This is a genomic window from Microbacterium sp. LWO13-1.2, from assembly GCF_038397725.1.
In the GTDB taxonomy this organism is placed as follows: Bacteria; Actinomycetota; Actinomycetes; order Actinomycetales; family Microbacteriaceae; genus Microbacterium.
Genome location: NZ_CP151634.1, coordinates 1061804 through 1085798, shown reverse-complemented (window position 1 = coordinate 1085798; position 23995 = coordinate 1061804). Strand labels below are relative to the sequence as shown.

Annotated in this window: 25 protein-coding genes; 4 read left to right on the top strand and 21 right to left on the bottom strand. The window is 68.2% G+C overall.

The features are described from left to right. Position 1: 1 nt before the first annotated feature. Positions 2-1294 (bottom strand): epoxide hydrolase, encoded by a 1293-nt coding sequence (locus MRBLWO13_RS05120; protein WP_341976724.1) that lies wholly within the window; start codon positions 1292-1294, stop codon positions 2-4. A 61-nt stretch (positions 1295-1355) separates the two neighbouring features. On the opposite strand from MRBLWO13_RS05120, the gene MRBLWO13_RS05115 reads away from it, so the two are divergent. Then, positions 1356-2315, top strand: coding sequence for a YafY family protein (locus tag MRBLWO13_RS05115; RefSeq protein WP_341976723.1), 960 nt, complete (start codon positions 1356-1358; stop codon positions 2313-2315). Between the two features lie 20 nt (positions 2316-2335). Here MRBLWO13_RS05115 and MRBLWO13_RS05110 read toward each other — a convergent pair whose 3' ends face one another. The 15 genes from MRBLWO13_RS05110 to MRBLWO13_RS05040 all read right to left on the bottom strand — a co-directional run bounded on the left by MRBLWO13_RS05110 (position 2336) and on the right by MRBLWO13_RS05040 (position 16376). Further along, a complete protein-coding gene (locus MRBLWO13_RS05110) occupies positions 2336-3163 on the bottom strand; it encodes a CPBP family intramembrane glutamic endopeptidase (RefSeq protein WP_341976722.1) in 828 nt (275 codons plus the stop codon). A 247-nt stretch (positions 3164-3410) separates the two neighbouring features. Further along, complete coding sequence (rplI, locus tag MRBLWO13_RS05105) at positions 3411-3863, bottom strand: 50S ribosomal protein L9 (RefSeq protein WP_341976721.1); 453 nt, start codon at positions 3861-3863, stop codon at positions 3411-3413. Positions 3864-3874: 11 nt separating this feature from the next. Continuing rightward, the gene (gene rpsR / locus MRBLWO13_RS05100; protein WP_102193582.1) at positions 3875-4129 is read right to left on the bottom strand and encodes a 30S ribosomal protein S18; all 255 of its coding nucleotides are present in this window, start codon (positions 4127-4129) and stop codon (positions 3875-3877) included. 46 nt (positions 4130-4175) lie between these two features. Beyond that, complete coding sequence (locus tag MRBLWO13_RS05095) at positions 4176-4691, bottom strand: single-stranded DNA-binding protein (protein WP_341976720.1); 516 nt, start codon at positions 4689-4691, stop codon at positions 4176-4178. Positions 4692-4696: 5 nt separating this feature from the next. Beyond that, on the bottom strand, positions 4697-5065 hold the full coding sequence (gene rpsF, locus MRBLWO13_RS05090; protein ID WP_102193584.1) for a 30S ribosomal protein S6: 369 nt from the start codon (positions 5063-5065) through the stop codon (positions 4697-4699). Between the two features lie 157 nt (positions 5066-5222). Further along, positions 5223-6659 (bottom strand): DUF6716 putative glycosyltransferase, encoded by a 1437-nt coding sequence (locus tag MRBLWO13_RS05085; RefSeq protein WP_341976719.1) that lies wholly within the window; start codon positions 6657-6659, stop codon positions 5223-5225. Next, positions 6656-7528 (bottom strand): N-acetylneuraminate synthase family protein, encoded by an 873-nt coding sequence (locus MRBLWO13_RS05080; protein ID WP_341976718.1) that lies wholly within the window; start codon positions 7526-7528, stop codon positions 6656-6658. Before MRBLWO13_RS05080 ends, MRBLWO13_RS05085 begins: the two co-directional genes overlap by 4 nt. Before the next feature lie 68 nt (positions 7529-7596). Further along, positions 7597-8757 carry an acylneuraminate cytidylyltransferase gene (locus tag MRBLWO13_RS05075; RefSeq protein ID WP_341976717.1) on the bottom strand — a complete coding sequence of 387 codons (1161 nt, stop codon included), beginning with the start codon at positions 8755-8757 and terminating at the stop codon, positions 7597-7599. Further along, positions 8754-10103, bottom strand: a complete 1350-nt coding sequence (locus tag MRBLWO13_RS05070) for a polysialyltransferase family glycosyltransferase (RefSeq protein ID WP_341976716.1) — start codon at positions 10101-10103, stop codon at positions 8754-8756. Before MRBLWO13_RS05070 ends, MRBLWO13_RS05075 begins: the two co-directional genes overlap by 4 nt. Then, positions 10100-11080 carry a glycosyltransferase family 2 protein gene (locus MRBLWO13_RS05065; protein ID WP_341976715.1) on the bottom strand — a complete coding sequence of 327 codons (981 nt, stop codon included), beginning with the start codon at positions 11078-11080 and terminating at the stop codon, positions 10100-10102. Before MRBLWO13_RS05065 ends, MRBLWO13_RS05070 begins: the two co-directional genes overlap by 4 nt. A 97-nt stretch (positions 11081-11177) precedes the next feature. Further along, positions 11178-12017: an ABC transporter ATP-binding protein gene (locus MRBLWO13_RS05060; RefSeq protein WP_341976714.1), complete on the bottom strand. Its 840-nt coding sequence runs from the start codon at positions 12015-12017 to the stop codon at positions 11178-11180. Beyond that, complete coding sequence (locus MRBLWO13_RS05055; RefSeq protein ID WP_341976713.1) at positions 12010-12807, bottom strand: ABC transporter ATP-binding protein; 798 nt, start codon at positions 12805-12807, stop codon at positions 12010-12012. Before MRBLWO13_RS05055 ends, MRBLWO13_RS05060 begins: the two co-directional genes overlap by 8 nt. Beyond that, entirely contained in the window at positions 12804-13715 is a 912-nt protein-coding gene (locus MRBLWO13_RS05050; RefSeq protein ID WP_341976712.1) for an ABC transporter permease, read from the bottom strand. The genes MRBLWO13_RS05055 and MRBLWO13_RS05050 overlap by 4 nt, the downstream gene beginning before the upstream one ends. Beyond that, positions 13712-14773, bottom strand: a complete 1062-nt coding sequence (locus MRBLWO13_RS05045) for an ABC transporter permease (RefSeq protein WP_341976711.1) — start codon at positions 14771-14773, stop codon at positions 13712-13714. Before MRBLWO13_RS05045 ends, MRBLWO13_RS05050 begins: the two co-directional genes overlap by 4 nt. A 13-nt stretch (positions 14774-14786) precedes the next feature. Then, the gene (locus MRBLWO13_RS05040) at positions 14787-16376 is read right to left on the bottom strand and encodes an ABC transporter substrate-binding protein (protein WP_341976710.1); all 1590 of its coding nucleotides are present in this window, start codon (positions 16374-16376) and stop codon (positions 14787-14789) included. A gap of 197 nt (positions 16377-16573) precedes the next feature. Here MRBLWO13_RS05040 and MRBLWO13_RS05035 point away from each other — a divergent pair, with 197 nt between their 5' ends. Further along, positions 16574-17113 carry an Lrp/AsnC family transcriptional regulator gene (locus MRBLWO13_RS05035; RefSeq protein ID WP_341976709.1) on the top strand — a complete coding sequence of 180 codons (540 nt, stop codon included), beginning with the start codon at positions 16574-16576 and terminating at the stop codon, positions 17111-17113. 15 nt (positions 17114-17128) lie between these two features. Here the strand turns inward: MRBLWO13_RS05035 and MRBLWO13_RS05030 are convergent, their stop codons facing one another. After that, on the bottom strand, positions 17129-17488 hold the full coding sequence (locus MRBLWO13_RS05030) for a hypothetical protein (protein ID WP_341976708.1): 360 nt from the start codon (positions 17486-17488) through the stop codon (positions 17129-17131). A gap of 7 nt (positions 17489-17495) precedes the next feature. Continuing rightward, positions 17496-18083 carry a GNAT family N-acetyltransferase gene (locus MRBLWO13_RS05025; protein WP_341976707.1) on the bottom strand — a complete coding sequence of 196 codons (588 nt, stop codon included), beginning with the start codon at positions 18081-18083 and terminating at the stop codon, positions 17496-17498. A gap of 99 nt (positions 18084-18182) precedes the next feature. On the opposite strand from MRBLWO13_RS05025, the gene MRBLWO13_RS05020 reads away from it, so the two are divergent. Continuing rightward, positions 18183-19175 carry a hypothetical protein gene (locus tag MRBLWO13_RS05020; protein ID WP_341976706.1) on the top strand — a complete coding sequence of 331 codons (993 nt, stop codon included), beginning with the start codon at positions 18183-18185 and terminating at the stop codon, positions 19173-19175. Continuing rightward, on the top strand, positions 19172-20281 hold the full coding sequence (locus tag MRBLWO13_RS05015) for a hypothetical protein (protein ID WP_341976705.1): 1110 nt from the start codon (positions 19172-19174) through the stop codon (positions 20279-20281). Before MRBLWO13_RS05020 ends, MRBLWO13_RS05015 begins: the two co-directional genes overlap by 4 nt. Positions 20282-20508: 227 nt before the next feature. Here MRBLWO13_RS05015 and MRBLWO13_RS05010 read toward each other — a convergent pair whose 3' ends face one another. From MRBLWO13_RS05010 to MRBLWO13_RS05000, 3 genes are all read right to left on the bottom strand, one after another. After that, positions 20509-20910, bottom strand: a complete 402-nt coding sequence (locus MRBLWO13_RS05010; RefSeq protein WP_341976704.1) for a DUF779 domain-containing protein — start codon at positions 20908-20910, stop codon at positions 20509-20511. Between the two features lie 67 nt (positions 20911-20977). Further along, positions 20978-22528: an aldehyde dehydrogenase family protein gene (locus MRBLWO13_RS05005; protein WP_341976703.1), complete on the bottom strand. Its 1551-nt coding sequence runs from the start codon at positions 22526-22528 to the stop codon at positions 20978-20980. A gap of 115 nt (positions 22529-22643) precedes the next feature. Next, positions 22644-23969: a GAF domain-containing protein gene (locus MRBLWO13_RS05000; protein ID WP_341976702.1), complete on the bottom strand. Its 1326-nt coding sequence runs from the start codon at positions 23967-23969 to the stop codon at positions 22644-22646. Positions 23970-23995: the final 26 nt, after the last annotated feature.

Genomic DNA, 23995 nt, shown 5'->3' with positions numbered 1-23995 from the left:
ATCAGCGGTGCTCGCCGAAGAAGCGGCGAAGATCCGTGACGAGGACTTCGGGTGCTTCCATCGCCGGGAAGTGGCCGGCGATATCGTGCTCGGTCCAGGACTCGAATGCGGATGCCGGATCGACGACGGGGCGGACCGAGAAGTCGGCGGCGAAGACCGAGACCGCAGCCGGGGGCATAGCCGGGGCCTCCCAGCCGCCGGAGTCGCCTCCCTGCCAACCGCCGGAGTCGCCTCCCTGCCAACCGCCGGAGTCCCCCGTCTCCCCGTCGCCGGAGTCGCTCTCATCAGAAGCTGCCGCGCCCCCGGTGGTGCCGGCCGTCATGGCTGCGAACCTGCGGTACACCTGCATCCCCTCGTAGAGCGCATGCGCAGACGACCAGCCGCCCTCCGTGAACCAGTACAGGCTGACGGTCGTCAGCAGGCGGTCGATGTCGACGGCATCCTCGGGCAGGGCGGCCGTCGGATCGCTCCACTCCTTGAACTTCTCCACGATCCACGCCAGCTGGGCGACGGGCGAATCGTTGAGACCGTAGGCAATGGTCTGCGGGCGGGTGGCCTGGATGTGCAGGTAGCCCGCGCCGTCTTCACGGAAGGTGTTGAACCGCTCCGCGCGTTCCCGATCAGCCTCGTCGAGGCCCTCGACCGGGATCGCCGGGCCCAGCGGGAACGGGCTCGGGCCGTTGACGTGCGTGGCGATGATCCGTCCTGGCGCCACCATCGGCAGCACCCCCACGATGCCCGATCCGACATCGGTGCCCTGCGCGAGGAATCGGTCGTAGCCGAGTCTCGTCATCACCTCGGCCATTGCGCCGGCGACACGGAACAGATCTCCCCACCCCGCACCTGCCAGCGGCGAGAACCCGAAACCGGGCAGTGACGGGATGACAACGTGCACGGCATCCTCTTCTCGCCCACCGTGCGCCACCGGGTCGGTGAGCGGTCCGATCACGTCGAGGAACTCGACGAACGAGCTCGGCCAGCCGTGCAGAAGCAGCAGCGGCCGTGCCCCTGGCACCGTGGAGCGCACATGCACGAAGTGGATCGTCTGGCCCTCCACGTCGGTGGTGAAGTGAGGCAGCTCGTTCAACTGCGCCTCCTGAGCTCTCCAGTCGAACCGGTCGCGCCAGTACTCGGCGAGCGGGCGGAGGTAGCTGACCGGAACGCCGCGCTCCCACGCGGTCTCATCGAGGTCGCGCGGCCACCGGGCCTGCGAGATTCTCTCGCGGAGATCGTCGAGAGCGCGGTCGGAAATGTCGATGCGGAAGGGCTGGATGCTGCTTGATGTGTTTGTCATGATGCAAAAGTAGAAGCAGATGCGGAAAGTTCACTTCCGCAATCTAAAAGAAACTGGAACCATGTTGAGAACCTCCGAGCGCCTGCTGCAGCTGCTGTCCCTCTTGCAGGTCAGACCGTACTGGCCAGGGCACGAGCTCGCCGAGCGCTTCGAGGTGACCACACGGACGATCCGCACCGATATCGAGCGTCTGCGCGAGCTGGGCTACCCCATCCAGAGCACCCCAGGCGTCGCGGGCGGGTACCGGCTCGGCGCGGGAGCCGCCCTGCCCCCGCTGCTCCTCGACGATGAGGAGGCGATCGCGGTGGCTGTGGGTCTGAGCACCGCCGCAGACGGGTCGATCGCCGATCTCGAGGAAGCGTCCGTCCGCGCCCTCGCGAAGCTGCACCAGGTACTGCCGTCGCACCTCCGCCATCGCATCCGCACCATGCAGTCGACGATGGTCGCCGTGCCGTTCCATGGACCCTCGGTCGGCTCCGACTTGCTCCTCACCCTGGCGACCGCGTGCCGGGATGCGGTGCAGCTCAGGTTCGACTACCGATCGCACTCCGACTCGGCGTCGCGCCGCATCGTCGAACCGTACCGACTCGCTCTGCGCGCCGGACGCTGGTATCTGCTCGCCTTCGATCTCGAGCGCGACGATTGGCGCACCTTCCGCGTCGACCGGCTCTCCCCCCGTCTTCCCACGGGTCGGCGATTCACCCCTCGCGAGCTGCCGCCAGAAGGCCCAGCCGACCACGTCGACCGCGGTGTCGCGTCGGCGCCGTGGGAGTACCGTGCGCGCATCGTGATCCTCGCACCGCTGTCGGTGGTCGCCGAGCGTCTACCGTCGTCTGCGGGTCGTCTGACCCAGCGCGATGACGAGAGCTGTGTGCTGGAAAGCGGCTCAGACGATCCGGCCGCGCTGCTGCGTCACCTCAGCATGCTCGACCTCGACTTCTCGGTCGCCGACACACCAGCGCTTGCCGCCGAAGCCCGCCGGCTCGCCGATCGCCTGTCGCGCGCGGCCGGTCGAGAGTGACGGCCCCGGAGATCAGGACGTCATCGCGTCTCGAGCTGAGGCTCACCCTCTTGTCCGTGTGCCGCTTCTCCCACACGGCCACGGATGAAGAAGAGCAGCACGACACCGACCACGATGACGGCGATGTTGCCCAAACCCGCGATGCCGGTGAGCGTCCCGCCGGCTGGGAACAATGTCTGCAGGAAGATCGACGGGTCGGTCATGGCGTGCAGCAGGATCGGCCAGATCAGGTTGCCGGTGACCCGCAACGTCAGATACATGCACAGCCCGAACGCGAACGTGTAGACGAGCTGCAGCAGGGTCACGAACACCGATTGCCCGTTCAACAGGTTGCCGGCGTGCATCGCGGCGAAGAGCGCTGCCGACACCAGAGCGACCACGATCTCTGTATAGCCGTGCTTGCGCATCAGCTTCACGACGAACCCGCGGGTGAGCAGTTCTTCGGCAATGCCGATGAAGAGACCGGCCACAAGCCAGGCGACCACGATGCCGACTCCGGCCTTGCCGTAGTCGATCGTCGCGAAACGCAGCACGTTGAACAGGATGACGACCGCGACCGCGATCCACATCCAGCGGCGCCCCGCGATCGGCTGCGGACCGAAGAGTTCTCGCAACCACCCCAGGGACCAACCGAACGCCAGGAGGATCACCGCGCCGAGCGCGATGGGCAGTCCGGTGCCGACGAGCACTTGCAGCGCCGGATCACGGGTCGAGGTGAGAAGCGGAAGGAACAGCAGCGACCCGAGCTGATACAGCACGAAATACACCCCGACGGCGAGCAGCGAACGCCACCAGCCGCCGCGCTCCCAGAAACGTCGCCATCCCGAGGGGGTCATCTGCTCTGCCACGACTGGCCTCCGTCTCCTTGTTCGCCGCTTGCTGATCAGCCGCCACGAGAGCGTCTGCGCGACGAAGTGCGACGATTTCGTCTGGAACCACGGTAGTGGCAGGAGCGCCGATGCGAGGTCGATTCCGCATCCGCGCAGGCCCAGTCCGATGCGTTTCAGACCTCGCACCGCGTCGCACCTTGGACGCCCCGGAAACGACGAATGCCCCCGTCCCGAAGGACAGGGGCATTCGTACGGGTATCGCGCCTTACTTGGCGGCGACGACCTGCAGCGTGATGACTGCGGTCACGTCGTCGTGCAGACGAACCGTGGCCTCGTGCTCACCGGTCACCTTGATCGGCGACGTGATGTGCACCTTGCGCTTGTCGATCGCGCCGAGGCCCGCGGCTGCGACTGCATCCGCGATGTGCTCGGTCTTGACGGAACCGAAGAGACGGCCTTCGCCGCCCGCCTTGACGGCGAGGCGAACCTTGGTGCCCTCCAGAGCGTTCTTCAGCGCCACAGCGTCGTCACGGTCGTGGATCGCGCGTGCCTGACGCGCGGCCTGGATCGATGCGACCTGCTTTTCGCCACCACGGGTCCACGCCGTAGCGAAGCCCTGGGGGATGAGGTAGTTACGGGCGAACCCGTTCTTGACCTCGACCACGTCACCGGCGCTACCGAGCCCGGCGACCTCGTTCTTGAGAATCAGCTTTGCCATGTCCCTACCCCTCAGCGTCCAGCGCCGGCGTAAGGCAGGAGTGCCATTTCGCGTGCGTTCTTGACCGCCGTGGCGATCAGACGCTGCTCCTGCACCGAGACACCGGTGATACGACGGGCACGGATCTTGCCGCGCTCCGAGACGAACTTGCGAAGGGTTGCGACGTCCTTGTAATCAATGACGCCAACCCGGATGGACTTCGCGGGAGCGGTGGGCTTGCCACCCTTCCGCGGCTTGCGGCGGTCGCCGCTCGACTTTCCAGCCATAGTTATTCCTTATTGATGAGCGGATGCCGAGGCATCCGGAATCCTGTTAAAACGGGGTGTCGTCGCCGAAGCTGCCCGGAGTGCTCCAGGCATCTGCGCTGGTCGAAGAACCGGGCGTCGACCACGGCTCCTCCGACACCTGCTGCTGCGCGGGACGAGACTGTCCACCGCCACCGCCACCGCCGGCACCGCCGGTCGAGGCCGCACGGGTGACCTGCGCCGTCGCGTATCGCAGCGAGGGGCCGATCTCGTCGACCTCCAGCTCGATCGCGGTGCGCTGGTTGCCCTCGCGGTCCTGGTAGGAGCGCTGACGGAGGCGACCCTGCGCGATGACGCGCATGCCCTTCGTCAGCGAACCCGCCACGTGCTCCGCGAACTCGCGCCAGACGGATGCGCGGAGGAACAGCGCGTCGCCGTCCTTCCACTCATTCGCGGCACGGTCGAAGTTGCGCGGCGTCGATGCGATGGTGAAGTTCGCCACCGGCAGCCCGTTCTGCGTGTACCGCAGCTCGGGGTCGGCCGTGAGGTTTCCCACAACGGTGATGACGGTTTCGCCGGCCATGAGACTTAGGCCTTCGCAGCCTTGGCAGCCTTGCGGGCAGCCTTCTCGTCGGAGCGCTTCGCCTCTGCGATGACCATCGCCTGAGCCTCTTCAGACCGCAGCACCTTGGTGCGCATGATCTGCTCGTTCAGCTTCAGCTGACGGTCGAGCTCCTGCGTGGCCTCGCTGGTCGCGGTGAAGTTGACGACGGCGTAGATGCCCTCGTTCTTCTTCTGGATCTCGTATGCAAGACGGCGCTTGCCCCAGATGTCGACCTTGTCAATCGAGCCACCATCGTTGGTGATGACCTTCAGGAACTTGTCGAGCGTAGGGGCTACCTGGCGCTCGTCGATCTCGGGGGTCAGAATGACCATGAGTTCGTACTGGTGCGTCACTTACCCACCTCCTTCGGACTAGAACGGCTTCCGGGAATTTCCCGAAAGCAGGAGGGTGTGTGAACGTGTCGGCCGTTTTCCGGAGATCCCGGAATCGAGCAGACAACCTTGGCAGTCTAGCGGAGATCCGGGCGTGTCGCGAACGCTGCGCCCGTGGTCAGCGGCGGATCGGATCGCGGTGCGGGGTCGGCTCGAGGGTGTAGTCGGTCCCGGCATCCGCCCAGGTGTCCTCCGCGGCACGCCCGCGGGCCTGCCGCAGCGCGACGATGCCGCGCACCAGCGGACTGCCGATTCCGAGCGCGACGCGTCCGACGAGCGTGCGGTCCTCGGCACCGAGCACGCTCGCGCGGTGCCAGGCCGCGTGCAGCGCACCACCGCGCCCGACGGGCACGGGCCTGGCGCGCAGTCCGCCCTCGCGACGCAGCACGACCAGCTGCTCGACCTGCTCCCACCAGGTCGATTCCGCAGCCCGGTGGAAGTAGTTGTCGCGCAACCACTGCGGATGCGGATGCCGGAACCGGCGACCGATGACCTCCTCCGCACCGCCCAGAAGTCCGCTGCCGACGAAGACCGTGTTCAGCAGCGGCTTGCTCACACCGAACATGTCGAGCGCGATCACCGGGACGTCGCGCGCGATCGCCTCGACGATCGCGGTGGAGCTGACCGTGACCAGTCCTTCTGCGCTCTCCAGGGCGGTCGCCATCGGCTGGTGGGAGAACACGAGGTTCGCGGGTCGCGCACCGAGCAGATCCGCATAGGCGTCGCGCTCGAGATGCGTCTCGGCCTCACCCGGCCGCGAGCGCAGCTTCACCACCACACGCCGGGTCGGATCGGCGTCAGCCGCCTGGCGCAGCACCTGGGCGAGTGCCTCGCGCTCGTGCCGTTCGGCCGGCACCAGGGCCTGCGCGGCGAACACGAGGTCCGTACCCAGCACCCGAGGCACGGGGCGCTCAGCGAGAGCGACCGCCCCCGCCGAGAAGGCGCGCGTGCTGCCGTGGCCGACGGCACCGCTCGCCGTACGGTGACCCGCTGATCCGGCGTGCGTCGAGCCATCTGCGCGCGCGATCCCCGCCGAGTCCGGCCGCGCGAACGGCAGCGTGGCCAGTGCCGTCGGCGTCACCACACCGATCCGGCGCCCGAGCTCGGCGAACGCGCGCTCCTCCCGATGCGAGTGCAGCACGAGGAGGTCGCTCTCGCGGCGGTACTCGAGGGCTCCGCGCTGCGCCGGGATCGACATTCCCGGCAGCCCGCTGACGACCACAGGGCGACGCCGCATTCGGTCGATGCGGCGCGCCACGAGCCGCACGAACGGCCCGCGCCCCGCCAGCACGACGACGTCAGGGCTGTGGCCGCCCAGCCAGCCGTCGAGCTCGTCGAATCCGATGCGCGTCACTCCGCCATCGGCGAAGGACGTGCCGGCGAGCGCCGCCCGTTGCTGCGACGGGCTCACGGTCAGCGGCGTGCGCACGATCAGCAGGTGACGACGGATGCCAGGCACCGTGTCGAGCAGCGACGCCGACCACTTCACGAACGAGTCGGCGTCGGCGATCGCGACGACCCGCAGCGGATCCCGGAACGACGCGGAGGCGCTCATGCCGGAACGCGACGCAGCTTCGCCATCGGAGCCTGCTCGCCGGGGAAGACCCGCTTCACGCCGTCGCCGAGAGCGGTCTCGATGACACGGATGTCGCGCACCAGATGAGCGAGACCGGCCGGCTCCAGCGACGCGGCATGATCCGAGCCCCACATGGTGCGGTCGAGGGTGATGTGCCGCTCGACGGCCACGGCGCCGAGCGCAGCGGCCGCAAGGGAGATCTGCAGCCCTCGTTCGTGCCCGGAGTAGCCGACCGGTACGCCGGGGTAGCGGTCGCGAAGCGTGCTGATGACCCGCAGGTTCGCCTCCTCCGGCTCCATCGGATAGGTCGAGGTGGCGTGCATGAGCACGACCCGATCGGTGCTGAGGGTGTCCAGCGCCCGGTCGATCTGCTCGATCGTCGACATGCCGGTGGAGAGGATGATCGGCTTGCCGGTCGCGCGGAGCGCCTCGAGCAGCTCGATGTCGGTGAGGCTGGCCGAGGCGACCTTGTGCGCCACCACGTTGAGGTCTTCCAGGAATGCCACGCTGGGCACGTCCCACGGGGAGGCGAACCAGTCCAGGCCCTGCAGGGTGGCGTGGTCGCCGATCTCGACGTACTCGTCGCGGCCGAACTCCACGCGGCGGCGGTAGTCGAGGTAGGTCATGGTGCCCCAGGGCGTCTCGCGCGGCACGTTGCGCATGTGCTCGGGCGTCGAGATCTCCGGAGTGCGCTTCTGGAACTTCACCGCATCGGCACCCGCGCGCGCCGCGACGTCGATGAGCTGCTTGGCGATGTCCACGTCGCCGTTGTGGTTCAGGCCGATCTCCGCGATGACGTATGCGGGACGGCCCCCTCCGATCACACGCGATCCGATAGTGACGGTCATGTCGTCCTCCAGTCGTAGCCTTAGCTTCCTGGGTACGCGCCGGGGGTGAACATCGCGCGAATCGCGGGTTACCGGGGTCGGTCGACCTGCAGAACGCGCTCGATCAGCTCGCGGACGGCACCCTGTCCGCCGGCGGCGCTGAGCACCACGCGCGCTTCGGATCGCACCAGCGGATGCGCGTTCGCAACGGCCACCGGCCAGCCCACCGATCGCATCGCAGCGAGGTCGTTGACGTCGTTGCCGAGGTAGGCGATGTCCGAGAGCGCGATGCCGTTCTCGGCGGCCCAGTCGGCCAGCGCCGCCTGCTTGTCATCGATGCCGTGCAGCACCGGCACGCGCAGCTTGTCGGCGCGGGCGCGGACGACGGGGTTCGTCTCGGTGGAGAGGATGAGCATCGGGATGCCGGCACGCCGCAGCAGCGACACCCCCATGCCGTCCTCCCGACTCACGCGCACGAACTCGCGGCCGTCGCTGTCGATGAGGGCGGTGTCGTCGGTGTGCACGCCGTCGAAGTCGGTCACGACTGCCCGCACGTCGATCGCCTCGGTTTCGATCACGAGACCGGCCACGGCCGACGCCACGGCGAGGTGCTGAGCATCGTCGATCTCGACCGCCGTCCACTCCGGCACTTCGACGATCCCGAGCCTGCCGAAGAAGCGGTACCCGGCCCGCCGGAACCCCTCGGTGCCGAAGGCGTAGAAGGCTCCGGTCTCGAGGTAGTGCGGTTCGCGGTCCTGGCGCCGCGGGCGGTGCGCGGCGTCGTGGTTGATGGCGACAGCGGTGCCGTCCTCGCCGCGCGCCCACAGGAACCCGTAGGTCTCATGCGCCGAGAAGACGCTGTCGTAGCTTCCGGAGCGCACCTGATCGATGGCCTCGTCGATCCCCTCGCTCGGGATGAACGGCGAGGTGGCCTGCACGAACACGACGATGTCGACCGGTATCCCCTCGCGCTCCAGCTCGTCGAGGGCATGCAGCACTGCGCTCTCCGACGACGCCGTATCTCCGGCGAGCTCGGGCGGGCGCCGGACGACGTGCGCACCGGCGGCAGCGCTCACCGCGGCGATCTCATCGTCGTCGGTGGTGACGACGACGATGTCCACCCCCTCGGCAGCGGCAGCAGCACGCACGGCGCGCACGATCAGCGGAATGCCGCCGACCCTGCTGAGGTTCTTCCGCGGGACCTGCTTGGATCCGCCTCGTGCGGGAATGATCGCTGCCACTCGGATCATCGGCCACGCACCACCTTCCATGCTCGTGCGGCGCGCGTCCGCGCTCCGGCGATCGTCAATCGAAGTTCCTCGGCGCGGCCGACGCCACCGGTGGACCGCAGCGCCCGGCGGACGATCCCCTCCTGCGGTGCGCCGGGCAGGCGCAGTTCGATGAGGCGCTCCGGGGAGAAGTACCGGGCCCGCTCGGCGGCGTTCAGAGACCCGAGCAGTTCCTCCGCACGCGGCCGCAGATGCGCGGCGATGACCGGCTGCATGGCATAGCCGACGGCATCGATGAGCAGCTGCAGCCGCTCGGGGTCACGGTACGGGGATCCTGGCCGGGTCAGCGCGTCCACGATCGTCGCCGGTACTCGATTGCTGTTCTCGTACGGTGTCAGCCGCCGCAGCACGGTGGCTGTTCCCGCCGCGGCGATCGGGCGGCCGGAGAGCGCCTGCACGGTGGGCAGCGCCGTCGAGAAGCCGGCGACCACGCCGACGGCCTCCAATCGGTCGGCGACGAGCTCGGCCCATTCCGGTCCGTCGTAGACGGCGAACTCCATGCCGTGGCTGCGCGCTTGCTCGCGCAGTGCCTCGACGACCTGCGGCGGGGCGGCGGGGTGCGGCTTGAAGACGATACGCCCCGGCGCCCACTGCGCCGCGTGGTCGACCATCGCCTGCTGCATCGCGATCTCCTCGGCAGGGGCGACGAGGCCGAGAGCGGCGAGGTACTGGCCGAGCACGAGCGCCGTCGGCGTGCCATCGGCGAGAGCATCCAGGTCGGGGTCGGACGCCGCCGTCTCGGCGAGCACGGCACCGAACCTGCTCGGCGGCACCGGCACTCGTGCCGCGCCGGTCTCGGTGAACACGAGCGGCTCGACACCCGGCACGACATCGGCGTAGACGACCCGTCCGATGCGCTCGACGACCGTGCGCGGCAGCGCGACGCGGATCGGCGAATAGGTCATCAACCCGTCGCCGATGATGGTCAGTCGCGCGTCGGGGAACAGCGACAGCAGGGTGCGCGCCGGCGCGACCTGCGGGCTCTGCACGCACAGCTCCAGATCGTCGTCGAGTTCCCAGGCGCGGGTGAGCAGGCGCCGCAGCACGACCAGGTCACCCTCAGAGGGGTCCCAGGAACTCGGATGCAGCGGCGTGAGCAGCGCGTCCAGCGACTCGACCCGATCGAACCGGGCGCGCAGCGGGGCGAGGTTCGGGAGCTCATCGATGCCGTGCGTCGTCTCCGGTACGCGGGCGGAGTTGAAGGGCACCAGGATGCGCGGGCCGCCGGCGTCGAAGACACCCTCGTCGATGGCCGCGGCGGCGGTGGCCAGGCCATAGGCGCTGTGCAGGGCGAAGAGCTGCGTCATGCTGCCCGCCCCGCTCCCCGGAGCGAGCGCGCGAGCACTCTCCGTCGCGCTCCGGAGAAGTCATCGAGAACCGCGGCGACCTCGGCGGCGGGCAGCCGACGGAGCAGCTCGCGGATGCCACCGCGCATCTCCGCACGAAGCCGAGGCGTCATCTGCCGGGAGCGGACGAGGTGGTGCGAGCTCAGCGCGAGTGCCGTCCAGACCGCTTTGGGCAGGAAGCGCTGCGCCTCGGCATCCTGTTCCACGATGTCGATCACCTGGCTGAGCGATCGGGCGAAATCGAGCTGCCGGCGATCGTGGACGCGGGTGAGCGAGGTCGAGACGCCGCGGCGATAGAGGAGTGCGGGTGCGTCGACCACGGCGAAGGTATCGGCGTTCAGGTGCAGGCGCCAGATCCACGGCCGGTCCTCAGCGGTGAACAGGCCATCCGGGAATGCGGCGAGGCCGCGATCGATGAGGCTCCGGTGGAAGATCCCTGCCCAGGCGTACGGGTAGTCGACCATCGTCGTGTCGTCGGCGGGGAGGATCGCCTCGCGCGGCGATGCCACGACACCGCGCCAGGCGAACGGAGCGCGCACGAGCGTGCGCTCGGTGCCGGCCACGCGCACGTGGTCGGTGCGCACGAAATCGCAGTCCAGCGCGCGCAGCCGATCGGCGAGCACCTGCAGGCGACGCGGCTGCATCCAGTCATCTCCGTCGACGAAGCAGAAGGCTTCGCCCTCAACGTGCGCCAGCCCCTGGTTGCGGGCGGTCGCGAGACCGACCGGGCGAGGGTTGACGAGCACCTCGGCGTGCGCGAAGCGCTCCGCGTAGCGACGCATCTGCGCTCCGGTGTCGTCGCTCGATCCGTCGTCGATCGCGACGAGCTTCAGCGCGGCCGGATCATCGAACTGCCGCAGCAGCGTCTCCAGCGTCGTCCCGATGAACGCTCCGGCGTCCTTCGCGGGAAGGATGACGGTGACGGATGGCGTGCGCACAGAACTCCCGGGGCTGGACGGTATCCGGCATGGTGGCACTCCCCGCTTTCCGGCGGGCGACGCCCGGGTGAACAGCGAGTGACCGGTGCCGGCCCGCTCAGCGCAGGATCGGGGCGACCTCGATCCAGTTCAGCCGGTCCTCGGCCGTCGGCGCATCCGGAATTCGCCCTGCCCCATCCGGCTCCGGGATGGCGGCCAGCAGCGATCGGGTGTACGGATGCTGCGGCTCGGCCCACAACTCGGCAGTGGGGCCGGATTCCAGCACCTGGCCGCCGTACATGACGAGCGTGCGGTCGGCGATGCGCTGCACCACCGCGAGGTCGTGCGAGATGAACAGCATCCCCGCCCCCGCTTCCGCGACGAGGTCGCGCATCAGGGCAGCGACGCTCGTCTGGGTGGACGCGTCCAGCGCCGAGATCGGCTCGTCGGCGACCAGCAGATCAGGTCGTGCGGCGAGCGCCCTGGCGATGGCGATGCGCTGCTTCTGACCGCCGGAGAACTGGTGCGGGAAGCGCGTCGCGACCTGGGTGGGCAGACCGACGCGCTCCAGCCATTCCTCGACCCGTGACCCTGCTTCTCCGCGGTGTCTCGCGGTGGCGATGCCGTCGGCGATCTGGTCGCCGACCCGGCGACGCGGGTTGAGCGAGGTCGATGGATCCTGGAACACCATCTGGATGCCGGTGAGAGCGGTCGGGCGTCGGCGGATGCCGAGCGGCGCGACCTCGGCATCGCGGAATCGCACGCTCCCGGCCGCGATCTTCTCGATGCCGACCACGGCGCGGGCGAGGCTCGACTTGCCGCTGCCGGATTCGCCGACCAGCGCCACGGTCTCCCCCGCGGCCACCTGCAGGGACACCCCGTCGACGGCGATCACCGGAGGATTGCCGGGGTATCGCACCACGACGTCCCTCGCATCGAGGACAGCGATCTCACTCATTCCCGTCCTCCTCGATCCGTGACCCGGGCAGTGCCGCGAGAAGCTTCCTGGTGTATTCGTGCTGCGGTGAACGGAACAGCGTCTCCCTGTCGGCACGCTCGACAACCTGGCCGTCCTTCATCACCATCACCTCGTCGGCGATGGCGCTCATGACGCCCAGATCGTGCGTGACGAGCAGCACCGCGAGTTCGCGCTCGGACGCGAGGTCGCGCAGCAGGCGCAGGATCCCCGCCTGCACGGTGACATCGAGCGCCGTCGTCGGCTCGTCGGCGAGGAGCACCTCGGGGTCGCAGGCGAGGGCGCACGCGATCGCGATGCGCTGGCGCTGACCTCCCGAGAACTGGTGCGGATAGCGTTTGAGGGCCTCGGCGGGATTCGGCACCTGCACGGTCTCGAGCAGTTCCACCGCGCGGTTCCGCGCCGCCTCGCCGCGGAGTCCGAGGTGCACCCGCATGTGGTCGGTGAGCTGGCGGCCGACCGGGAGCTGCGGATGCAGAGATGCCGATGGGTCCTGGAAGACCATCGCGACCCGTCGACCGCGGATGCGATTCAGCGCGCGACGGGGCATGCCGAGCAGTTCTTCACCACCGAGCGTGATGGAACCGCCGGCGCGTGCCTGCCGCGGCAGCAGGCCGAGCACGGCCAGTGCGGTCAGTGTCTTGCCAGAACCGGATTCACCCGCCAGGCCGTGGATGCGACCCGGCTCGAGTTCCAGGGAGACACCGCGGACGAGAGGACGACCGATGTCGATGGTCAGGTCGCGGATGCTGAGGACGCTCGCGGCGCTCATGCGGCCACCCCCTTCGCATCTGCGACGCGCTCCGCCTGCTTCTCGTGCGTCACCTCAGCCGTCGGGTCGAGGACATCGCGCATCGCGTCCCCGAGGAAGTTGAACGCGAGGACGACCGTGAGGATCGCGAGTCCGGGGAACACGCCCAGCCACCAGGCATCGAAGTTCTGGATCGCGGCCGAGATCATCGACCCCCACTCGGCGGTCGGCGGTTGTGCCCCGAGGCCGAGGAAGGACAGCCCGGACAGCAGCAGGATCGCCGCGCCGATGTCGAGGGTGGCGAGCACCAGCACGGGACCGGCGATGTTCGGGAGGATGTCGACGAAGAGCGTCCGCAGTGGCGAGTGGCCGAGCAGGCGCCCGGCGATCACGTAGTTCTGCCCGCGGAGCCCCAGCACGATGCTCCTGGTGACACGGGAGTACTGCGGCCATGACACCACGACCGCGGCGATCACCGCGTTGAACAGCGAGGGGCCGAGGGATGCGGCGACGACCATCGCGAGGATGACGGTGGGGAACGCCATGAAGAGATCGGTGATGCGCATGAGGGTCTCGTCGACCCAGCCGCCGAAGTATCCGGCAACGGCGCCGATGACGGTGCCGATCACCATCGCGGCGATCACGAGCATGAGTGCGAGCGGAAGGCTCACGGTCGCGCCGGTCATCAGCCGCGAGAAGATGTCACGGCCGTTGCCGTCGGTGCCGAGAAGCGTGTCGATGCCCGGCGGCTGCAGGCGCGGCAGCACCTGCGCGTTCGGGCCGAACGGCACCCACCACTGCGCGGTGAAGGCGACGATGATCCAGGCGGCTGCGATCAGTGTGCCGATCACGCCGAGCGGAGTGCGCCAGGCGCGTGGCCAGCGGAAGCGGAACCGCCAGGGTCCGGATGCTGCGTCGATGCGGCTCATGCGATCCTCACTCTCGGGTCGAGGACGCCGTAGAGCAGATCGACGACGAAGTTGATGAGGAGGTAGATGAGTCCGACGACGAGGCCGACACCCATGATGCCGGGGAGGTCGAGGTTCGCCGCCGAGTTGTAGGCGTAGGTGCCCAGGCCCGGCCAGGCGAACACCGACTCGACGAGCACGGTGCCCGACAGCAGCGATCCGAACGCGACGCCGACGACGGTGAGGATCGGAAGGGATGCACCACGGAGCACGTAGCCGAGGATCACGCGCATGGCGGGCAAGCCCTTTGCCCTCGCCGCCCTGACGTAGTCGCTGCCGAGCACTTCGAGCACAGAGGTGCGGATGAAGCGCGTGAGCAGGCCGATGGTGACAAGCGACAGCACCATCACCGGCAGACCGAGGTGTGCCAGTGCGTCGAAGTACCCGACGCCGTCGCCGTTCAGGAGGTAGTCGATCGTGTACATGCCCGTCACCTTCGGCGGCGGAGTGATCGATGGCGAGATGCGTCCGGATCCCGGTGCGATGTGCAGCTGCAGGAAGAAGATGTAGAAGCTGACCAGAGCCAACCAGAAGGTCGGCACGCTCAGCCCGATCAGGGTCACCACGCGGATCACCTGATCGGTGACGAGGCCCCGGCGGTACGCGGCAAGGGTGCCGAGCACGGTGCTCACCGCGAGGCTGAGGATGATCGCGGCGATCGCGATCTCTATCGTGGCCGGCACCGCGGTGGCGAGGTCGCTGGCGACCGGACGACCGGTCACCAGCGACGTACCGAGGTCTCCGCGGAGCAGGTTCCCCATATAGATGAAGTACTGCACGATCAGCGGCTGGTCGAGGCCGTGCTCCTTGATGAACGCCTCGCGCGTCGCCGGGTTCTGCGATGCCCCCTCGCCCAGCGCCGCGGAGACGGGGTCTCCTGGCACCAGGTTGGTCAGCGCGAACGTGACGATGGTGACGCCAACGAGCAGGAGCAGCGAGGTGCCGATGCGGCGCAGCAGGTAGCCGGCGAGCGGCGACCTGCGCCGCGTCGCCTGCTGCCTCACCGCAACTGTCGTCATGAGAGCGGCCCGCTCAGCCGGCGGGGTTGATCTCGGCGATGTCCATCTCCCACACCGAGTTGTACACGGCGCCGGTGACGGCGTCCGCCGTGGCGATGTTGCGACCGGGGACGATCAGCGGCACGAAGGGACCTTCGGCCTGCATCGCCTCGGCGAATGCCGTGAACGCGGAGGTGCGCTGCGCAGCATCCGTGGCGCTGGCCGCATCCGCAGCGATGCCCGCGATCTCCGGGTTCGCCTCTGCAGTCCAGCCTGAGCGCAGGCCGACCTTGAGGCCCGGCCCGAAGGGGAGGAAGTTCGCCGAGTCGGCGTAGTCCGGACCCCAGAACCACAGGCCGAAGCCTTCGGTGCCGTTGACGTAGGCGTCGAGCTCCGTGGCGAACGGCTGCGGGGCGAGCTCGACCTTGATGCCGGCATCGCCCAGCTGCGCCTGAACGCGCTCGGCGAGCGGAGTGAACTCCACGCCGCCGACCGGGTAGTCGTTCGGGAACTGCAGCTTCAGGGTCTGGCCCGTGTAGCCCGCCTCGGCGAGCGCGGCCTCTGCCTTGTCGAGATCCTGCTCGACACCGCTGTCCAGGGCGCCCTCGAATCCGGGCGGGATGACGCCGGTGGCCTGCACGGCGCCGGCACCGGCCAGTTCGAGCAGCGCGTCGTAGTCGAGCGCGTAGCGGATCGCCTCGGCGATCTTCACGTTCGCGAGCTCCCCTGCGACGGCATCCGACTGGTTGAGGAGCAGGAAGATCGTCTGGCCGGACGGCACCGATTCGACCTCGAGGCCGTCGCCGAGTCCCGCGACCTGGTCGCCGTTGAGGTCCATCGCGACCATCGAGTCGCCGCCCTTGAGGTTGGCGAGCTGCGTCGCACTCTCGGAGACGTTGCGCACGACGACGCGGTCGTACCCGGCCTCTTCGTCGCCGTTGTACTCATCGTTCTTCGTCAGGACGACCTGGGAGGAGAGATCGAGCGTGTCGAGCGTGAACGGACCGGATCCGGCGGACTCGCCGTCGAGGAACTTCTGCGCGCTGTCGGTGCCGTCGATCGCACCGCCGTTCTCGATCACGACGTCGGAGTTGACGATGCCGAGCGCGGGGTTCGCGAGGATCGCGGGCAGCTGCAGGAGCGGGGTCTCGGACGTGATCGAGATCGTCTTCTCGTCGACCTCGGTGATCGTGAGACCGCCGAGGAGGAAGTTGGGCTTCGCGTCGACCATGCCCTGGACGCGCTGCAGCGTGAAGACCACGTCCTTCGCCTCGATCGCCGAGCCGTCGGAGAAGACGCGGTCTCCCTCCAGCGTGAAGGTGAACTCGGTCGCGGTGTCGTTCTGCTCCCACGAGGCGAGACCGGCGACCGGGGTCGAGACATCCGAGCCCTCGAAGTCGACGAGGGTCTCGTAGAGCGCCTTCGCGATCATGTTGCCCGTCGGGTCGTAGGTGTGACCGGGGTCACCCGTCTCGATGGAGAACGCCGTGTCGATGACGAGCGAGCCGCCACCGTCGGAGTCTCCGCCGCCGTTGTTCGCGGAGTTTCCGCCGGAGCAGCCGGCGAGGGCCAGGAGCGCGACGGCTCCCAGGGCGATGAACGATGTGCTTCGGGGCGACACCATGGCGACCTCCAAGGGCGAGGAGTACATTCGGGTAAGTCGGCACCGTTGTGGACGACCGGGATCAGATTCCCACGATATGCGACGATCCGTCTATCAAGAATGCGTAACGCTGTGAAGTTCTGATGCCGAACCCCTTATCGAGGAGCAGTATGTCCAGCAGAGACACGGAAGTCCCGAAGCAATCTGGACGAAGTGCCATGCCACTGGATGATGTGTCGTACAGAATTCTGGACGTGCTGCGCGAGAACGGCCGCGTCTCGATCGCGGCTCTCGCCGAGCGGGTCGGCATCTCGCGGGCGAGTGCGTACACGCGGGTCGAATCCCTTGTGCACGATGGCGTGATCACCGGGTTCAGCGCCCGAGTGGATCCGGCGAAGGCAGGGCTGTCGATCGCCGCCCTCGTATTCGTGACGGTCATGCCGCAGTCCTGGGCGTCGTTCCGCGAGCGCGTGACGGAGATGCCCGACGTGGAGTGGTGTGCCATCACCACGGGCGAGCACGACGCGATGCTCCTGATCCGCGCGGTCGATGTCGGCGGCGTGCATGAATTCTCCACCGGTGTGATCGCGCAACTGCCGGAGGTGCGCACGGTGGTCAGCGTCGTCGTTCTCGACGAGGTGATCCGCCGTGCCTACCTGCTGCCGTCGGATCTCCCCGAGCGCACCACCGAGATCCCGTTGGGAATGACCCGCTGGACGCCGGCATCGCCCGGCCGGGACACGCTGCCGCCGCGCTGATGCCCGCCCCTGCGGTCAGATCGCGGCAACCTCTTCGCACACGCTGAGCTGCGGTGCGCCGTGCATCTCGTAGTGCTCCACGAGGCGGATGAGTCCGTCCGCGGTGAGTTCGAGCTCACTCTCGCCGTCGCCGGTGACCACCGTGCCGTCTGACACCAGCACGTGCACGAACGACACCCAGATCGAGTCGGCCGTGCGCGTGCCGACGAATCGGCCGAACGTCACGGTGTCGCCGGAGTACTCGCCCCAGATCGCACCGTCCCGCTCCCAGTAGACGAACTCGCTCGGCGCGTCAGGGTCGACAGCCGACGTCGTGGAAGACACCATCCGGAATCGGCGGCCGTCGAGGGAGGGGATGGTTGCAGTCGGGTTCACCCCTCGATTATGAGGGATGCACTCCGACACCGGCCGCGCGTCCGGCGCGCCACTCCCTGTCGAGCAGGCCGTAGATCAGCAGCGTCGTCCACTCCTCCTTGAACCAGGAGCTCTCCACCAGGCGCGCCTCCTGACGAAACCCCAGCCGATCCACGACCCGTGCGGATGAGGTGTTCCGTTCGTCGATGCGTGCCGCGATCCGGTGCAGCCCGAGCCCCTCGAACCCGAGCTCGAGAAGGGCGGCCACGGCTTCCGTCGCATAGCCCTTGCCGGATTGTGCGGGGTCGAGGATGTAGCCGACCTCGCCCTCACGATCTCTCTCGCTCCGCCAGAACAGCACCACGTCCCCGACCAGCCGGCCGGTCTCCCGTTCCTCGATACCCAGGCAGACGGCGTCGTCCTGCTTCTCGAACCGAGTCGTCGACCACCGAGTCTGAATCCTCTCCTCGATGTCGGAGAGGGAGAGTTGCCCGTACGGGACGTAGCGCACCGCATCGGCATCCGATTTGTAGACGAGCATCGGCGCGGCGTCATCCAGCGTGAGCGGGCGCAACAGCAGCCGCTCGGTGCGGATCGGATACTCCGGTGCGTACATTCTTCCTCCTGGCGGTGCGGACCCGAACGGCTTCCACCGTAGCCGGGGGCGCGGCGGGTGGGCGCGGCCGGTCCGCAGCGCCCGGGTAGCGTGGTCCCCATGGAGTGGACAGCGGATCCGTCGGCCGGGAGCTGGCTGCGCGAGCGACTCGACGACGGCGTGTCGACGGGCACGGACGCCTGGACCATGCACGTCGTCGTGCCGCGCGGCTACCCGGCGTACGTGCGTGTGTTCCACCCCGCGCGCCGCGACCGCCCGGTCGGAGACGAGTGGCCGGGACTCCCCTACGACGCGCACCGCCACGCGTGGGATGCCTTCCAGGCACGCGACCCGGAGATCATCGGTGAACAGGTGAGCTGGGCAGACACCGCCGCCGCGATGGGCACGAAGATGCATCGCGAAGCGCAATGGCAGCACCTCGTCGCGCCGGGGCGCATCGTCGAGAACGAGGACGGCCCGCGCGACAGCGCCGGGTGGCGTTACCAGGATCCGCCGATTGGCGGGCTGGAGATCGAGTCGCTCGCCGCCGTCGCCGAGCACCTCGTCTCGCACACGTCGACCCCGGATGCCGGATGGGCGGCGGTCTGGGAGGGATGGGGCGGCCTCCTCGGATTCCGTGGTCACGGCCCGTCACGAGCATTCCTCACGTTCAGTGACGATCCGAACCATCAGGCGATGCTCGGCCGCAGCGGTCGCGACCCCTTCAACAGCGTGTTCCGGAGGAAGACGTGGCAGGAGGGAATCCTCTCCCGAGAGATCTCCGAAGGCCCGAGACTCGAACTCCCCGACCGTCGTCATGTCCTGTTCTCTGCAGCACCGCAGACCTTCGCGCACCCCGAGTGGATCCTCGACGCGCCGTGGCGCGACCGCCTGGCCGAGGAGCACGGCTTCCCGGCCGCGGCCCAGAGTCCCAGCATCATCTGGCCCGAAGACCACGCCTGGGTGCTGGGCAGCGAGGTCGACTTCGATTCGACGATCGTCGCCGGATCGGAAGCACTGATCGCGGCGATCTGCGCCGACGAACGCCTCGAGGCTCTGCAGATCCCCGAGGGCGCCGACCTCACCGACGCTGCCGACGAGATGAACCGATGACATCCACCCGACCGGAGTTCACATTCGACGCCCGCCCGCTCACCGAGCCGGTCGATCCCCGAGGAGTGAGCGCTTTCGCCGCGGAATTGCGGGCGCGCGGCACGTCGGGACCCTCCGTGTCGACGATCATCGCCATCGTCTCGCTCGCCATCGCTGCGATGGTGTTCATTCCGGTCACCGCGACGGTCGTCATCGCGATCGCCTCGTCGAGCAGGTCGCCCTGGACCGCAGCCATCCCGCTGGTCATCCTCGCCGTGATCCTCGTCGGCGGCGGCGCGCTGGCGTGGGTCGGTGTTCGCGGAGCACGCGAACGCCGCTACCGCCTGCATCGCTTCGCACAGGCGAACGGGATGAGCTACGAGGCCAAGGTTTCTGATCCACCGCTGCCCGGCATGATCTTCAGCATCGGTGGCGGACGTGTCGCGAAAGACCTGGTGCGGGGAACCTCACCGCGGTTCGTCGAGTTCGGGAACTACCAGTACACGGTGAAATCCGGGAAGAACTCGACCACCTACAGCTGGGGCTACGTCGCCGTGAAGCTCGACGTGCCGCTGCCGAACATCGTCCTCGACGCCGAAGGCAACAACTCGATGTTCGGGTCGAACCTGCCGGCGGCGTTCCAGAAGGAGCAGCGCCTCTCTCTCGAGGGCGATTTCGACAAGTACTTCGCGCTGTACTGCCCGGCCGGCTACGAGCGCGACGCTCTGTACCTGTTCACGCCCGACATCATGGCGCGATTCATCGACAACGCCGCGCAGCTCGATGTCGAGATCGTCGACGACTGGTTGTTCCTCTACACGAAGCGCCAGGTCTCGACCCTCGATGCGGCGACCTGGGCGTGGTTGTTCGGCACCGTCGGCGCACTGATCACCAAGTTCGACCAGTGGGCGCGCTGGCGCGACGAACGACTGCTCGAAGAGAACCCCGCCGCAGCATCCGTGGCGGGAACCCACCAGGCACTGCCTTTCGCGGCGCCTGCCGGAATGCTCACTCCCCCGCCGGGCGTCGCGCAGCAGGGGCGGCGTCTCAAGCGCCGCTTCACCTGGCTGCCGATCGTGGTCATGATCGGGTTCGGCGTGCTCTGGTTCTGGATGCAGCTGCGCTGAGCGGTACCGGATGAGAAGCGGGTGTCGGGGTGGGCGCCTGTTGGGGAACCAGCGTCCACCCCATCCCCCCTCGGGATCGGAAGAAGATCGACTCCCCCTCCGTACGACGGCAATGCCGCCCACGCCTGCGGTCAGCTGGGGACTGACGCTGCACGGCGTATGCGGGAAAGGGTATACCCGCATACGTTGCGGGCGGTTGCGTCCATGCGTCTGAATGCGGCGTGACCTCAGGTCGAGGACGACGCGAGGCCGAAGTGCTCCAGCTCGGCGTCGTTCAGCATTCGGGAACGGATGAGGAACCGCATGCCCGTCGGACCCTCAACGCTGAAGCCGGCGCCACGTCCTGCTACGACATCAATGGTGAGATGGGTGTACTTCCAGTACTCGAACTGCGACTCCGACATGAACACGTCGATCTCGGCATCCAGGCCCACGTCCAGTGAACCGAGAAGAACGTCACTCGGCCCGGTGATGAACATCCCCACGGGATAGCACATCGGTGACGAACCGTCGCAGCATCCGCCGGACTGATGGAACATGAGCGGCCCGTGCTGCGCCGAGAGCTTACGGACGAGGGATGCCGCGGCATCCGTGACCGCAACCCGTCGGCAGGTTTCGGTGCTGACCATGATCGTGCTCCTTCCTGCGTGGTGCCGGGCGGGTGTCCCCCGACACCCGCCCGGATCTGTTGGCAGCTCAGAAGAAGCCCATCGGCCCTTCGGCGTACGAGACGAGGAGGTTCTTCGTCTGCTGATAGTGATCGAGCATCATCTTGTGGTTCTCGCGACCGATGCCGGACTGCTTGTATCCGCCGAACGCGGCGTGCGCCGGGTACTGGTGATACGTGTTCGTCCACACGCGCCCGGCCTCGATCGCCCGCCCCGCGCGATAGGCGATGTCGCCGCTGCGGCTCCAGACGCCGGCGCCGAGGCCGTAGAGCGTGTCGTTGGCGATGCCGATCGCGTCGTCGAAGCCATCGAACGAGGTCACCGACAGCACCGGACCGAAGATCTCCTCCTGGAAGATGCGCATGTCGTTCGTGCCCTCGAAGACGGTGGGGGCGACGTAGTAGCCGTCGCTGAGATCACCACCGAGGTCGACCCGCTCGCCACCGGTGAGCAGCCGCGCCCCGCCCTGCGTGCCGATGTCGATGTAGCTGAGGATCTTCTCGAGCTGGTCGTTCGACGCCTGTGCACCGATCATCGTGGCCGGGTCGAGCGGGTTGCCCTGGATGACCTTGCCGACGCGCTCGAGTCCGTCGGCGAGGAAACCGTCGTAGATCGACCGCTGGATCAATGCTCGGGACGGGCACGTGCACACCTCACCCTGGTTGAGGGCGAACATCGTGAACCCCTCCAGCGCCTTGTCGTAGTACGGGTCGGATGTCGAACGGGCGACGTCCTCGAAGAAGACGTTCGGACTCTTCCCCCCGAGCTCGAGGGTGACCGGGATGAGGTTCTGCGAGGCGTACTGCATGATGAGGCGCCCGGTCGTCGTCTCTCCCGTGAACGCCACCTTGCGAATGCGCTTGTGCTGGGCGAGCGGCGCCCCCGCCTCAATACCGAAGCCGTTGACGATGTTGACGACGCCGGCCGGAAGCAGGTCGCCGATGATCTCGAACAGGAAGAGCAGGGATGCCGGTGTCTGCTCGGCGGGCTTGATGACGACGCAGTTGCCTGCGGCGAGCGCCGGCGCGAGTTTCCAGACGGCCATCAGGATCGGGAAGTTCCAGGGGATGATCTGTCCGACCACGCCCAGCGGTTCGTGAAAGTGGTACGCGACGGTGTTCTCATCCAGCTGACTGATCCCGCCCTCCTGGGCCCGAAGCACCCCCGCGAAGTAGCGGAAATGATCGACGGCGAGAGGGATGTCGGCCGCGAGGGTCTCGCGGATCGGCTTTCCGTTCTCCCAGGTCTCGGCGATCGCGATGCGCTCCAGGTTCTCCTCGATGCGATCCGCGATCCTGTTGAGGACGACAGCGCGCTCCGCCGGGCTGGTCTTGCCCCAGCCCGCGAATGCCTTCCAGGCGACATCGACCGCGCGGTCGATGTCCTCACTGGTGCCGCGGCCGACCTCGGTGAACGGCTTGCCGTTGACCGGGCTGATGTTCTCGAAGTACTGGCCCTTGACCGGGGCGACGAACTCGCCGCCGATGTAGTGGCCGTAGCGGGGGCGGTAGTCGGCGAGCGCTCCGGGCCGACCCGGGGCCGCATAGGCGGTGGACACGTTCTCTTCGACGATGGTCATCGTGACTCCTTCGACGGGCCGCAGCGTCGATGCTGCGTGGCTGTCCCTCGACGGTAGGTCGGCGGAGGTTGCGCCTCGGTGCGCAACGTTGCGCCGGGTTGCAGGGCCTGTCGGCTCAGGCGCCCTCGAGGCGTTCGATCCTCGCGACGAGGCTCGCCCGCTTCGGCGAACGCGCCGGAAGCATCTCCAGCGCGAGCCGGAGCGCCTCGGCATCCACCTGTCCCTCCGGGATCTCCGCGTATGCCAGGAGCACGTCGAGGCTCGCCTCGGACCGCATCGCCTCCCGCAGCGCCGATCGCACTGTCTCGCGGAAATCCTCCACACCGGGGGAGGTCGATTCGGGCAGCACCGGACCCCGATAGGCCGTCAGAGCGACTCGGTGCGCGCCGCGATCGAGGAGCGAGAGCACGTCATGCGCATCGGTCTCCAATGCGGCGGTGAGCCGATACGGACGAGACTCCGGCACGAGTTCGGGTGCGCTGCGCTCGAGGACCTTGCGCAGGCGCACCATCTCGGGGCGCAACGTATCCGGCGAGACGTCGCCGCCGTAGACGAGTTCGCACAGACGCTCGGCCGACAGACCTTGACGGTGCACGGCGAGCATCAGCAGAATCGCCGCGTGCCGGGCGCTGAGTTCGGTGACGATCTCCTCGTGCGCCGACATCGCCTCCAGTCGAGCGCGATCCCGTCCGAGTACACGCAGCGTCGCGCGGGCCGCGCTCGGCGCCTGGTGCTTCGTCGTGCGCGCCCGCGGCGCCTCGCTCCGCGCACGCAGACGGGCGACCATGATCTCCGACTCGACCGCACGCGCCGTGGCATCCACCAGCATGCGCGCCTGCAGCGTGACCGCCTCCGCCCCGCCCGTGACATCGATCACACCCAGCACCCGCATCGTCTCGGGGTCGCGCACCGGCGCTGCCGTGCACGACCACGGGTGCACGAGCCTGTTGTAGTGCTCCGCGCCATGGATCTGCACGGTCTGTCCGAGGGCGAGCGCGGTGCCGGGGGCTGCGGTTCCGACCGCGTCCTCCGACCAGTTCGCGCCGGCCACGAAGCCCATGTCACCCGTGAGCGACCGCAGTTGCCGATCGCCCTCCACCCAGAGCAGGCGCCCTGCCTGATCGCCGACGGCGACGATCACGCCGGAATCCTCGGCGGTGCCGGGAAGCAGCAGTGCGCGGATCATGTCCATCACCGACGCGAGCGGGTGCGACAGCCGGTACGCCTCCAGTTCCTCGGGGACGAGTTCCAGCAGCGGGGCGCCCTCGGGGCCGACACGGCCACGCCAGGATCGCTCCCAGGACTCGCGGACGAGTGGACGGACATGCTGCAACCGCTGATCGTCGAGGTTGCCGGCGAGCAGTTCTTCGTGCGCACGCTCGATGAGGAGGCGTGACGCCGCGGGTTCGCCGTCACGCGAGGAAGACCATGATGCCGCCAACGGGCCTCCGATCCTCTCCGACCTGC

Excerpts from the sequence above, each read along its gene's own strand:
- MRBLWO13_RS05120 (WP_341976724.1), bottom strand. The coding sequence starts at position 1,294 with ATGACAAACACATCAAGCAGCATCCAGCCCTTCCGCATCGACATTTCC.
- MRBLWO13_RS05115 (WP_341976723.1), top strand. The coding sequence starts at position 1,356 with ATGTTGAGAACCTCCGAGCGCCTGCTGCAGCTGCTGTCCCTCTTGCAG.
- rplI (WP_341976721.1), bottom strand. The coding sequence starts at position 3,863 with ATGGCAAAGCTGATTCTCAAGAACGAGGTCGCCGGGCTCGGTAGCGCC.
- rpsR (WP_102193582.1), bottom strand. The coding sequence starts at position 4,129 with ATGGCTGGAAAGTCGAGCGGCGACCGCCGCAAGCCGCGGAAGGGTGGC.
- MRBLWO13_RS05095 (WP_341976720.1), bottom strand. The coding sequence starts at position 4,691 with ATGGCCGGCGAAACCGTCATCACCGTTGTGGGAAACCTCACGGCCGAC.
- MRBLWO13_RS05085 (WP_341976719.1), bottom strand. The coding sequence starts at position 6,659 with ATGAGCGCCTCCGCGTCGTTCCGGGATCCGCTGCGGGTCGTCGCGATC.
- MRBLWO13_RS05080 (WP_341976718.1), bottom strand. The coding sequence starts at position 7,528 with ATGACCGTCACTATCGGATCGCGTGTGATCGGAGGGGGCCGTCCCGCA.
- MRBLWO13_RS05075 (WP_341976717.1), bottom strand. The coding sequence starts at position 8,757 with ATGATCCGAGTGGCAGCGATCATTCCCGCACGAGGCGGATCCAAGCAG.
- MRBLWO13_RS05070 (WP_341976716.1), bottom strand. The coding sequence starts at position 10,103 with ATGACGCAGCTCTTCGCCCTGCACAGCGCCTATGGCCTGGCCACCGCC.
- MRBLWO13_RS05060 (WP_341976714.1), bottom strand. The coding sequence starts at position 12,017 with ATGAGTGAGATCGCTGTCCTCGATGCGAGGGACGTCGTGGTGCGATAC.
- MRBLWO13_RS05055 (WP_341976713.1), bottom strand. The coding sequence starts at position 12,807 with ATGAGCGCCGCGAGCGTCCTCAGCATCCGCGACCTGACCATCGACATC.
- MRBLWO13_RS05050 (WP_341976712.1), bottom strand. The coding sequence starts at position 13,715 with ATGAGCCGCATCGACGCAGCATCCGGACCCTGGCGGTTCCGCTTCCGC.
- MRBLWO13_RS05045 (WP_341976711.1), bottom strand. The coding sequence starts at position 14,773 with ATGACGACAGTTGCGGTGAGGCAGCAGGCGACGCGGCGCAGGTCGCCG.
- MRBLWO13_RS05040 (WP_341976710.1), bottom strand. The coding sequence starts at position 16,376 with ATGGTGTCGCCCCGAAGCACATCGTTCATCGCCCTGGGAGCCGTCGCG.
- MRBLWO13_RS05035 (WP_341976709.1), top strand. The coding sequence starts at position 16,574 with ATGCCACTGGATGATGTGTCGTACAGAATTCTGGACGTGCTGCGCGAG.
- MRBLWO13_RS05025 (WP_341976707.1), bottom strand. The coding sequence starts at position 18,083 with ATGTACGCACCGGAGTATCCGATCCGCACCGAGCGGCTGCTGTTGCGC.
- MRBLWO13_RS05020 (WP_341976706.1), top strand. The coding sequence starts at position 18,183 with ATGGAGTGGACAGCGGATCCGTCGGCCGGGAGCTGGCTGCGCGAGCGA.
- MRBLWO13_RS05015 (WP_341976705.1), top strand. The coding sequence starts at position 19,172 with ATGACATCCACCCGACCGGAGTTCACATTCGACGCCCGCCCGCTCACC.
- MRBLWO13_RS05010 (WP_341976704.1), bottom strand. The coding sequence starts at position 20,910 with ATGGTCAGCACCGAAACCTGCCGACGGGTTGCGGTCACGGATGCCGCG.
- MRBLWO13_RS05005 (WP_341976703.1), bottom strand. The coding sequence starts at position 22,528 with ATGACCATCGTCGAAGAGAACGTGTCCACCGCCTATGCGGCCCCGGGT.